This window comes from Flavobacterium plurextorum (assembly GCF_002217395.1).
GTDB lineage: Bacteria > Bacteroidota > Bacteroidia > Flavobacteriales > Flavobacteriaceae > Flavobacterium > Flavobacterium plurextorum.
Window position 1 is genome coordinate 242,024 of record NZ_MUHD01000003.1, and the last position, 12,427, is coordinate 254,450.

6 protein-coding genes are annotated in these 12,427 nt (G+C 35.2%); all 6 read right to left on the minus strand.

Annotated features, from left to right (window positions below; translation table 11 throughout):
* Window positions 1-280: 280 nt before the first annotated feature.
* The 6 genes from B0A81_RS01940 to B0A81_RS01965 all read right to left on the minus strand — a co-directional run bounded on the left by B0A81_RS01940 (window position 281) and on the right by B0A81_RS01965 (window position 12,378).
* Window positions 281-2,731 (minus strand): glycoside hydrolase family 95 protein, encoded by a 2,451-nt coding sequence (locus tag B0A81_RS01940; protein ID WP_089056443.1) that lies wholly within the window; start codon window positions 2,729-2,731, stop codon window positions 281-283.
* A 323-nt stretch (window positions 2,732-3,054) separates the two neighbouring features.
* Complete coding sequence (locus tag B0A81_RS01945; protein ID WP_089056444.1) at window positions 3,055-4,473, minus strand: acetylxylan esterase; 1,419 nt, start codon at window positions 4,471-4,473, stop codon at window positions 3,055-3,057.
* A 146-nt stretch (window positions 4,474-4,619) separates the two neighbouring features.
* Window positions 4,620-7,400 (minus strand): glycoside hydrolase family 78 protein, encoded by a 2,781-nt coding sequence (locus B0A81_RS01950; protein WP_089056445.1) that lies wholly within the window; start codon window positions 7,398-7,400, stop codon window positions 4,620-4,622.
* Window positions 7,401-7,639: 239 nt separating this feature from the next.
* Window positions 7,640-9,505 carry a six-hairpin glycosidase gene (locus B0A81_RS01955; RefSeq protein ID WP_089056446.1) on the minus strand — a complete coding sequence of 622 codons (1,866 nt, stop codon included), beginning with the start codon at window positions 9,503-9,505 and terminating at the stop codon, window positions 7,640-7,642.
* Window positions 9,506-9,799: 294 nt separating this feature from the next.
* Entirely contained in the window at window positions 9,800-10,717 is a 918-nt protein-coding gene (locus B0A81_RS01960) for a glycoside hydrolase family 43 protein (protein ID WP_089056447.1), read from the minus strand.
* A gap of 92 nt (window positions 10,718-10,809) precedes the next feature.
* The gene (locus tag B0A81_RS01965) at window positions 10,810-12,378 is read right to left on the minus strand and encodes a glycoside hydrolase family 28 protein (RefSeq protein WP_089056448.1); all 1,569 of its coding nucleotides are present in this window, start codon (window positions 12,376-12,378) and stop codon (window positions 10,810-10,812) included.
* Window positions 12,379-12,427: the final 49 nt, after the last annotated feature.

Genomic DNA, 12,427 nt, shown 5'->3' on the forward strand with positions numbered 1-12,427 from the left:
TTTGGGCGTGTCCCTCTGGGTCGTGCTGTCCGTTCCCGCTTTTTTTTATTCGGCAGAAGCCTCACAAAAAAAGAGCTCCACTTCCATCACTCACGCGAGAGACCTTTACGTTTTCTCACTCTTTTAAGGTTTACTACTCCTGCAAGGTTTCCAAAAGCTTGTAGGTTTAATATTCTTGTTTCACAAGCTTGTCATTTCGATCCCGAAGCTTCGGGAGAGAAATAACAAATATTGCGTGCTATTATATTTTCTTAAATCACTTATATGGTTTTAAACATTTTTAATTCCCCGTAAAAGTATACGTCTGTCCCGCTTTCATATTCACATCATAAATATTATAATTAGGCAATTCTACTTTAGGCAATTTTGCTTCTTTAGAAATAATCGGTTTCTTTACTTCCACATCATAAAACAACGGATTTGGATTCTTCCCTTTTGCTTTTTTAATTGAAGAACCTTTCAGCGTATTCTCAACTTTCAATCTACAATTCCCTCCTATTTTCGAATAGATTTTCAATTCCGAAACTTTATTATTTTTCCAAGTCATGTCGATTACAAATCCGCCTCTGGCAACCAAACCTTTAATATTTCCATCTTTCCAAACACTTGGTAAAGCCGGCAATAAATGAATCGCATCTTCCTGACTCTGCATCAACATTTCGGCAAAACCAGCTGTGCATCCAAAATTACCATCAATTTGAAAAGGCTGATGTGCATCCAGCATATTTGGATATGTTCCTCCGCCCTTTCTTTGATCTGCTGTTACTAAATGCAGTTGATCCTGAATCAATTTATAAGCATGATTTCCGTCTAATAATCTCGCCCATAAATTTACTTTCCATCCCATTGACCAACCTGTAGATTCGTCTGTTCTATAAATCAAAGATTGTTTTGCTGCTTCAAACAATTCAGGTGTTTTAATTGCCGAAATCTGATTACTCGGGTACAATCCATACAAATGCGAAACGTGTCTATGATTGTCTTTCGGATTATCCCAATCGTCCTGCCATTCCTGCAGCTGATTATATTTCCCAATTTTCATTGGAGGCATTTTTGCCAAAGCATCACTCACTTTTTTCACATAAGCCGCATCTGGTGAAACCAAAGCCGAAGCTTCAATAACATGCGTAAACAAATCAAAAATCAATTGATTATCCATTGTCGTTCCTGAGGCAATTGTTGCTTTTCCCGTTCCGCCAGCGTGCGTGTTTTCAGGAGAACTTGATGGAGCAACCACTAAATATTTTGTGTTAGGATCAATAACCATAAAATCAAGAAAGAAATCTGCAGCGCCTTTCATAATTGGATAAATTTCTGCTAGATATTTTTTATCACCTGTATATAAATACCTTTCCCATAAATCCTGACAAACCCAAGCACCGCCAGTAGGCCACATTCCCGAAGCAGCAGAATCTACCGGAGCGGTAACACGCCAAATATCGGTATTGTGGTGTAAAACCCATCCATTTGCATTGTACATCATTCTGGCTGTTTCTGCGCCTGTCACGGCTAATTCTTTCGCCATTTGTACAAACGGTTCATGCATTTCCTGCAGATTGGTTACCTGTGCCGGCCAATAATTCATTTCGGCATTGATATTTGTTGTGTATTTACTGTCCCAAGGCGGAGTAACCATATCGTTCCAAATTCCTTGTAAATTTGCTGGTTGTCCGCCCGGCTGTGAACTAGAAATTAAAAGATAGCGTCCAAATTGGAAATATAAAGCAGCCAACTGCGGATCAAACTGTTTCGAAAAATCCCTGATTCTTTCGTTTGTTGGTTTCTTAACCAAATCATTTGAGCCTAAACTAAAAGAAACTCTATTGAAGAATTTTTGATAATAATCAACATGAGCTTTTTTTATCGTTTCAAAATCTTTTACTTCGGCTTTAGCCAAATAGTCTTTACTTTTCGCAATCTCATCACCTGATATATCCTGATAATTTTTAAAATTAGTTGCAATCGAAATGTACAATGTTACTTCATCAGCTTTGTTGATGCTTAAAACTCCATTGCTGGCATCAATTTCTCCTCCTTTATTTTTTGCACTTAATCTTCCTTGAAATTTTACTTTTCCTTTTACGCCTTCAAAATTAGTTCCTAAACCTGACAGTATAATCTGTTTTCCTTCTGTCGAAGCTACTGTTTTATCAATTGGGCTGTTCATGAAAACATTACAAGTAATCTGTCCTGGCTGACTTGCGGAAAGTTTTACAACAATTACCTGATCTGAAAATGCTGTTAGAATTTCTCTTGTAAATTCAACACCATTTACCTTGTATTTTACTTTTGCTGCAGCATTGCTGATATCTAAATCACGATAATAATCGGTATATTTTTGATGTCCTGCGAATGAAATATAAACACTTCCAAAAGTCTGATACGGCATTCCGTCATTGGTTTGCGACATAATATCTTTGGTAGCCAAATCTTGTGCTTCATCAAACTTTCCGTCAAAAATAAGTTGTCTTACTTTTGGCAAAGCCTCTATCGATTTTGAATGTGCATTGCTGTTTGGAGAACCTGCCCAAATCGTTTCTTCATTCAATTGTAAACGTTCCACTGCCGGATCACCAAAAACCATCGCGCCCAAACGACCATTTCCCAAAGGCAATGCTTCGTTCCAGATTGCAGCTGGTTTATCGTACCATAATTTTAGGTCACTTTGTGCTGTTGCTGTCAAGGAAAAAATCCCAAAACAAATCGTTGCTATTTTAATTTTTAATCTCATCTCTATATTTTTCTTGCTACGAATTACACGAATTGGCACTAATTTCTTTTTTTATGTTTGCTTTAATTTGTTTTGCCACAGATTAAAAAGATTAAAAAGATTTTTTATCTCCATAATCTGCTAAATCTGCGAGAGTAAAATTTTCCCGCAGATTTAGCAGATTCAGCAGATTTTTTTAATCAGTGGAAATCCTTTAATCTGTGGCAACTTTTTTATTTCTTACTTCATTCATAGTATATTTTTTTTCGCCACGAATTCACGAATTTTCTCTAATTTGTTTTGCCACAGATTAAAAAATAATTCGTGAATTCGTGGCTGTTTCTCTATTTTTTTACCTCGTACACTTTCAGATTTTTTTCTCCGAACATTTCATATAATTTATTAATGTCTTTCAAAGCGTTTTTCGGCAGATTTTCGGCTTTGTTGCCAAAAACATATAATTTGTCATAAGGTTCAATCACACAAGTCGATTCGTCGATTTCACCTTTTTCGTTCTTTACTTTATTCAAATCTAAGTTTAAATATCTCGCCATAAACGGATACAAAGCCATACGTTTCGAAATTCCGAAATCATGTCCTTCTTTCGCAAAATGAGCATTTTCAACTAAATCTTTCTTTCCGTACAATTCATACGTTCTCTGAATAAAAGGAAATTCTAATTCTGGAACTGCCAGAGTCCAGTCTTTTCCATCAGAAACAATCAATTGCGGTTTTGGAGCCATCATTGCTGAGATTTCGGCGTTGTTTGTTCCGTTTCCACAAAGATGAATTCCACGCCCGCTTTCGCACGGACAACCGCCTGAGAAATGAGAAGAAACCATTACAACTGGAGCCGAAACTTTCACTCGATCGTCAATTGCAGCTAAAAACATCGTATGCGAACCTCCGCCAGAACCACCAGTAACACCAACTCTAGACATATCGGCATTTTTTACTGTTGCTAAATAATCCAGAAAACGAATTCCAGTTAAAACCTGAACTGTCGATGCAATACTGTTTCTATGTGTTTCTTCTGGAAACTGCAATAACGATTCTCCCCATGCAAATAAATCATAGCCCACGACAATTGCACCCATTTTTGCCATCATCGCACAACGATATTGTTCGTCTTTTCTATATCTTCCGTCTCCAAAATGCCCGTCAGGAGTTAAAATAACAGCTGCTTTTTTATTTAACGGATACGGTTTGTAAATAGATCCTGTTGCATAAACACCTGGCAGAATTTCTAAGGCAATATTTTCTACGCTGTAATCTTTATAAATTCTTTTTGGAGTTAAAAGTGGTTTAGATTGTGGCATTGGGGGAGCTTTTTCTAATCCAAATGAAGTTATCATACAAGCTTTTAACTCCGTTTTACGTTTTTCCCATTCTTCTTTAGTCGAATAAAGATTTTCTAGGTAAAATAGACGTTCTTTTCCTTTATCAACTGAAACTTTATGGTTTTCATATTTTCTAATGATATAAGTTCCATCCGGCTGTTTAAAATACATCAATTCGAATGGTGCTAAAATATTAGTTAACGAAAGTGCTAGGTTTCCAGACTCAATTCTCCAGTCCGCATAATCCAGTTCTTTTCCTTTTAGCAAACCTCGATCGTCATTAATTGTAACATTAAAAGCGGTTTCTATTTTCTTCACTGTTTCAGAAACTGGTTTCCTAAAATTAGTATCCGAAGTACTTTGTGCATTTGCAAATGTCAAAGCAAAAATGGAAACTAAGAAGATGTATTTTATGTTTTTCATTTTAATCTTATTGTGATTGGTACGCTATGAAACAGATTCGCTATCGCGAAAACGCTGATTTAAACGGATTTTTTTATTTAATAATCCAAAAAAGTTCCGTTTAAATCCGTGTCTTTACGAAGTAAATGCGTGTCATCCGCGTTCAATTATATTTTGCATTCTATTGTATAAACTCCAGATCCCAATTCTAAAACTGGCTTTTGCACTTTTTCATCAAAACCTATCCTAATCTTTTTATTATCAATTCTTATTTCCGAGCTTTTAGAAACAGGAAGTTTAATTGTTGCAGTTGTATTTACCGGAATTTGAACATTCAAAATAAATTTACCGTCTTTCTTTTCCCAAGACGAAACAATTTTTCCATAAATCGATTGATAATCTGCTTTCGCGAAAGTCATATCGCCAACCACTTCCGGCTGAATAAAGAAATGTTTAAATCCCGGTTTCTCAGGATCAGACATAATTCCGGCTAAGCTTTGGTAAAACCATTCTTCTATCTGACCTAACATAAAATGGTTCCATGAATTTCCTTTTCTCGGATCCCATTGCTCTGTTAAAGTGGTTAAACCAAATTTAATCTGAAAACCATAACCTGGCGCATCATAATGATTGTGCATTTTGTACATCGTCTCATTTTCTCCATTTCTTGCCAAAGCTTGAAACAAATAACGATTTCCAACATCTCCAGTTGTCAAACGATCACCTTTTGCTTTAATATCAGCTAGTAAATTTTGCATTACAGCTTCTTTATATTGCGGTTCGACAATATTCATAAAAATCGGAACGGAGTTGCTAAACTGACTGTTTGTTCCGTATTGTTTTGTTTCTTCGTTGAAAAATTCCTTGTTGAAAGCCGTTTTAATCTCAGAAGCAAGTGTGTTGTATTTCTCAAAATCTTCGGATTTGCCTAATAATTTTGATGCTTTAGCCACTAAATAAGCTCCATAATAATAATGCGAAGTTGCCGAAAGCGCAATTGGACTATTCTTAGAATATCCCGCTGGATGCGTTCCGTAATCGTACCAATCACCCAATCCGTGAGAAACAATATGATTCGTGGCTTTTGTTCCTAAATAATCGACATACTTTTTCATCACAGGAAAATATTTTTCTAATAATGAAGCATCTCCGTAATATTCATAATACATCCAAGGCAGAATTACTCCTGTTACACCCCATTCTGGAGAATCGGTAAAATCACCTCCAAAAACCACGTATTCGGGAACAATTGTCGGAATTAAACCATTGTCGCGCTGTGAATCTGAAATGTTCTGCATCATCGCCGGAATATAATTTTCCAGATTATAATTGAACATTAAACCCGGACCGTTTAAGTGAACTTCTTCTAGCCAGCCCAGTTTTTCACGCTGCGGACAATCGGTAAAAACACTTTGAAAATTACTTTTTATCGAGTTGTTAATCAATTCGTGCGTTTTATTGAAGATTTCATTTGAACACTCAAAACTTCCTGCTTCTCCTGCCGAATTGTAAATGAAATTCGATTTTAAATCGATCAAAGTTGGGAACTCTGCATTTTTAGTTTCTTTGTAATTAACATTTTCAATCTGAACATATTGATAACCGTAGAAACTAAATTTTGGTGTCCATTCTTCTGTGTCTTTGCCTTTTAATGTGTAATCGTAATAATATGGTTTTCCAGATCTTCCTTGAGCAATTGTTCCTTCTTCATTTAATCCTTCGGCAACCCAAACACGAATCGTTTGTCCTTTTTTTCCTTTTACTTTAATTGTTGGAAATCCAGAAAGATTCTGCCCCATATCAAAAACATAGAAATTTGGTTTCAGCTCTTTAACCGTCTTAATTTCATATTGTTTCTGAATCGTAATTGGCGGTGCTGTTTGTGGTCTTAAAACTCCTTTTGGTGCTTCCTGAACAACAACTTTTTTCCAATCAGAATCTTTAAAACCTTTAGTATTCCAACCTTTTTGTTCTAAATTAGCATTGTAATCTTCACCACCAAAAATGCTGTTATATGTAATCGGACTTTTACTATATTTCCAAGTTTCATCAGATTTTATAATTTCTTCTGAACCGTCTTTATACGTAATTTTCATTTTAAAAAACAAAGTCGGCGGACCAAAACTCACAAAGAATTTGGTATATCTTTCTGCAAGTGTATTGTACATTCCGTTGCCTAAAAATACACCAATTACGTTTTCTCCTTTTTCAAATTCTTTAGCGTTTAACTCGTAAACATTATAATTAACCGATTTATCATAATCTGTCCACAATGGCGCAAATTCGCTGTTTCCAACTTTTTTATTGTTAATCGTTAATTCGTAATGTCCTAATCCTGAAATATAAACAACCGCTTCTTTGATTTCTTTTTTTACTTCGAAAGGTTTACGCAGCATAATACTTCTGCGTGATAATGAATCTGAAGCATTGATAATCGAGTTCTTTTTTTCTCTGTTGAAAGTCGCTGTGTGGTAATTTCTTCCTTCAGGTAAATGACTGTCGGCTTTTGTAATCGCGCCAATCCAAATCGGATTTAAATCTGATTCTAACGAAGCTGTTCTAAAAGCTGCTGTTTTACTCCATTTAGAAATTTTACCTGTTTGATTCCAGACTTTAACTTTCCAGAAATACTTGGTTTCATTTTTTAATGGATTTCCATTATAGGTAATTTGAAGATTTTTATTAGAATTTACTCTTCCGCTGTTCCAAATATCACCTTCGTCATTTTGCAGTTTTTCTTCAGAAGAAGCAACCAAAATAATGTAACCAATTTGTGATGCATTAGATTCTTTTGAAACCAACTGCCAGCTTAATCTCGGCTGATTTTGAACTACCGCTAATGGGTTTTCAGCCATTTCTGTTGTTAAGCGTATAGGCAGAATTTGTCCATTCGAAATGAAAGTGACTAAGAAACCAATTGCTAATACTATATTTTTTAAATGCTTCATTTCTTACTTTAAAATTTGAACACTGATTAAACTGATTTACTTCGTAAAGACACGGATAAAAGGGATTTTTTTATTTGCTTAAAATGAAATCCATTCAAATCTGCGTTTTAGCGATAGCGAATCTGTTTCATCTGCGTTCTATTTTGTTTCGCCACGAATTAAACCAATTTCACTAATTTTTAAATCAATAATTATCAAAAATAATTCGTGACAATTCGTGTAATTAGTCGCAATATATTTTACACCTTTTTAGTTATCAACGACTTAATATTGAATACTGCTTCTGGTATTAATTTTCCGGTTTGAGGTAAATCATCATAATCGTCTGTGTCTGGCGCTGTGTCAGGATTTGGAGAATATCGCTGTTCGCCTGTACGGAACATAATTCGCTCAAAACCATCTACTGGCGCATAAAAAATTCTCGTTGATTCTTTTTCGTCGTTTACTTTTATGGTGTACGAACGGGTTTTAACGTTCAGTTTTACATTTACTTTATATTCCTTTCCTGCTTCGTATTTGGCAATTGTATTAGAACGAGCACCATTCTTTACTTTCAATTGACCATCCGAATCAAAAGTTAGTCTTACCGCTGGCAATCCTTGTTTATTTTGAAATTCAACCTGTAATAAACCGTGATTGTTTTGTTCTGGTTTTACGGTAAAAGTTACTTCCATTTTTTCTGCAAACGGAATAACACGTTCTGCGCGGGAATAATCAAAATAATCCTGATCTCTTAATGTCAGCCATTTTTTACCATCGGCTTTCTTTTCGATTTTGGTTGACGCCCAAGACAAATCGTAAGTATTCCAAAATTTTAATTCTTGTCCGTCTGGAAGATCATTAAAAATGTCATTTGTATTTTCAGTAACAATACTTGTAACTGGAACTGGAATCGACGCGACCCAAATATCTTCTTTGTTTACACTGTAACTAACCCAAAGTTTTCCATCAGGCGGAGTTCCGTCACCTTCGGAGATTCCGCGGACATATTGAGGACCTGCTGATTTATAGTTTCCGCCATATCGCATCGGACTAATTTCTCCGTGAACTAATAATAAATCTTTGTAATTCAACCCGTCATCACTTGTTGAAATTGCCAATGGCCAGCGATATTCGGATGGATTATAAACTGTTGCATAACGATTATCTGATGTTTTTTGTCCCCAGATTTTAGCATTGCTGTTTACAAAACCAGGAGCACGAACTGGCATATAATCCCAAGATTTTCCACCGTCTTTACTAATCGAAGTTAAAGCGTGTTTCCATAAACCAACTACATTTCCGTTTGGTAAATGGTAAGAACTTAAAGCTTTATAAGGCTTTTTCAACGGAATTAATTCATCATCGCGATCAGCTTCTTCAACCCATTGCTGTAGAATTAAAGGATCGGATAAAATTTCTTCGCAGGCTTTTTTCAAACCTTTATCTTTTGCCTGTGTATAAAATGGGAAAGCCGATTTCGATTTATCCCAAGATTTATTGTATCTGATGAAATAGATTTCACCAAAACTTCCATCTTTCTTGATTTCACGGATTACACGTCCAATTCCTTTTCCGTCATTTGGATCGTCTTTTTCATCCATCGCGATTCCATAATAGGCCAAAGCAAAAAGTCTCTTGTCTTTTGAAGTGTAAAAACCCATTCTTTGGTGCATAATGGCATCTAGATTTTTGGCAACGCCTTCAACACCATCTTTTTTCCATCCGTCAGGAATATGATATATTGGAAAAATTACTTTTGGCATTTTCCAGCTTACACCATCTTTTGAAGTCATAATAAAAGTCTGGCTCGGCGGAATATGTTCTCCTGCAGGATCACTTAAATATTGCAGATAAAAAGTATCATTCCAATACGCCATTGTCGGCTGGTGATTGTACGTCCATCCAAAACCATCAGATTTCTCGGGATGTTCACGACTTGCACGCATAATTTGTGTAGCGTGAACTCCAACTGCAGGACTTAACTGCCCGTGATGATAATCTATGTTTGAAAGTGTTTTTCCAACATAACGTACAGTGTCGTTCTGTGCATTTACAGCGGTACAAGCCAAAAGAATTGTGGTTGTAGTGATGATGTTGGTTTTTATGTTTTGTAAAGTAATCATTCTTTATGTTTTTTGTTTCACGCAGATTTTAGCTGATCAATGCAGATTCTTTTTCTGCTATTATTTAAAATAAAAATCTGCTTAAATCATTTTAAATCTGCGTGAAATTTTTCTAACTATTCTTTTATCTGCTTGATCTGCTAAATCTGCGGGGAAAATTTTACTCTCGCACATTTGGCAGATTCAGCTGATTTTTTTTCTTTGCCACTCCCGATAGCTATCGGGATAAAAGGATTAAAAAGATTATTTTAAAATTTAATCTGTGAGAATCTTTGTAATCTGAGGTATTATCTTTTATTTTCTTTCAATTAATCCTTTTAAAACGTCTGCTGAGATTGTTGTAATCGTTCCGTGTTTGTGTCCTTCGGGAAGGCTAATTTTTGATGAAACATCTTCAAAATGAACAAAATCTGACGTACTTAAAGCTTTATAATTTTTTGAACCGTAATTATCATAATATAAAAGCCAATTTTTATCCACTTTTACTACTGTTGGTCCTTCTGACAAATATTCGGTTAAGGGTTCAGAACTTTTTTCAAACGGACCTAAAGGCGATTTTCCAAAAGCTACTTTTATGTTACGCATTGGCCTTGTATTGTCTTTCAAAACCAAAACATAATCTTTCTTACCTTTCTTCACAATCACACAGTCAATCACACTAAAACCAGGATCGTAATATAATTTTGTATCCGAAAAAGTTTTAAAATCCTTTGTCGTTACATAATACATTCTGTGGTTATTTTTCTCGTCTTCCACGCCTTTTTCAAATCGGAACGGAATTGTTGATGCCCAAATAATGATATACTCTTTTTTCACATCATCATAAAAAATCTCTGGCGCCCAAACATTGACAACTTCAGGCTCATTTTTCATCACTGGAATATATTCCTGTTTTGACCAATGAATCAAATCTTTTGAACTTGCATATCCAAAACCGTTTCCGCCTTTCCAATCTGTCGTCCAAACCATGTGATATGTTCCATCAGCACCTTTTGTAATTGATGGATCTCGCATAATTTTACTGGCTCCAATTTCGGGTTTTAAAAACGATCCTTCTAAGCCTTTCCAATTGTAACCGTCTTCGCTGTACGCTAGATACAAACCTTCTGTTGCTGGTTCTCGAAACGAAGTAAAAAGATATAAATCTTTCTTTTTCTGTGAATAACCAACCACAAAGAGTGAAAGGGTTAATATGATTAATATTTTTTTCATGATATAAAATTGAACACTAATTTTACTAATTATCACAGATTTTAATTCGTGCCAATCTGTGAAATCTTTGTTATATTATTCTTTTTTGTAATCTATTCCGTTATTGCTTTTTTATCTAAAGAAGCACCTTTTTTAATTTTCGTTGTTACGTTATTGAAAACATTATTTTTTACGAAAATATTTTTGGTGTCTTTTCCATCAGCTTCAATAAAAATATCGGTTGCATTAAATGGAAAATTATTATTAATCAATGTATTTGAAACATTATCCAATTTGATAACTGGAACTCCTTTTATTGGTGTTGATGATCCAACATTGTCCAAAATAATGTTTTTTGAATCTGATATTTTGAAAGAAGAACCAATTGTTGCGTTCACTTTTACATCATGAAATTCTACATCTGTTGCTGTACTTACTGTAAAACCTTCTTTTCCATCCATATTGATGTTAGAGAAAGTGATGTTTTGAATCGGCATTTCTGTAATTCCTAAAATCTGCCCTGCTTTGTTCACGTTTGAAGCTGTGATGTTGCTCATGTGAATGTTTCTAAAAATCGGCGTCTTTTCGGTCACAGGCTCAACTTGAGTTCCTTTATCATAAAAAAGACTCAATACGATTGCTTCTTCTTTTATGTTTTTCATAACGATATTATCCACGCGAATATCTTCTACAACTCCTCCTCTTCCACGTGCTGCTTTAATACGGATTCCGCGATCTGTTCCATCAAAAACACAATTTGAAATCGTAATTTTTTTGATTCCGCCCGACATTTCGCTTCCAATTACAACTCCACCGTGACCGCTTAACATGGTACAGTTTGTAATCGTAACATTTTCTGTTGCTTTCCCGTATTTACGACCGTCGCCGTCTCTTCCTGATTTAATCGTAATACAATCGTCTCCTACACTAATATGACAATTTGAAATGTGAACATTAGTACAAGAAGAAGGATTAATTCCGTCTGTATTTGGCGAATGCGGATTAAAAATTGAAATTCCAGTTACGGTTACATTATCACAGAATTCTGGGTTGATTGTCCAAAAAGGTGAATTTTGAAAGGTTACGCCTTCTATTAAAATATTCTTGCAGTTGTAAGCTTGAAAAAAAGAAGGTCTGAAGAATTTCTTGTCAACAGTTCTTTTGTAATACGGTTCTGTGTAAAGGCCTTTGTTTTGCTCTTCCCACATAGTTTGATATTTTGTTGGAGGTAATGGTTCTTTGGCACTTTCGATTCTGTAGACTTCATTCCACCATGCTTTTCCTTGTCCGTCGATTATTCCTCTTCCAGTAATGGTGATATTTTGTACATCTTTTGCATAGAATAATGGCTGAAAACTTTTCATTACAATTCCTTCGTAACGCATTTCTACATAAGGTAAATAATCATCAAAATTCTCAGAAAACTTCAAAAGCGCGCCAGAATCTAAGTGAATCGTGATGTTGCTTTTTAGTGTTAATGCTCCCGTTAAATATTCTCCCGCAGGAAAAAAGATCGTTCCTCCACCGTTTTTAGATGCTTTTTCTATGGCATTCTGAATGGCTTGGGTACATTTTATTCCTTTGTTGTTTCCACCTTCATTTAAAATGTTCAACCAGCCGTCGTTTGCGAAAGTGGTGTTTAATCCAGTAATGAAGCAGAGTATTATTAGTATGTTTTTCATAGTTGTTGTTTTTTACTCTCGCAGATTTTGCAGATTATTTTTTTTTATC

Coding starts and splice junctions, on each gene's coding strand:
- B0A81_RS01940 (WP_089056443.1), bottom strand. CDS start 2,731: ATGAGATTAAAAATTAAAATAGCAACGATTTGTTTTGGGATTTTTTCC.
- B0A81_RS01945 (WP_089056444.1), bottom strand. CDS start 4,473: ATGAAAAACATAAAATACATCTTCTTAGTTTCCATTTTTGCTTTGACA.
- B0A81_RS01950 (WP_089056445.1), bottom strand. CDS start 7,400: ATGAAGCATTTAAAAAATATAGTATTAGCAATTGGTTTCTTAGTCACT.
- B0A81_RS01955 (WP_089056446.1), bottom strand. CDS start 9,505: ATGATTACTTTACAAAACATAAAAACCAACATCATCACTACAACCACA.
- B0A81_RS01960 (WP_089056447.1), bottom strand. CDS start 10,717: ATGAAAAAAATATTAATCATATTAACCCTTTCACTCTTTGTGGTTGGT.
- B0A81_RS01965 (WP_089056448.1), bottom strand. CDS start 12,378: ATGAAAAACATACTAATAATACTCTGCTTCATTACTGGATTAAACACC.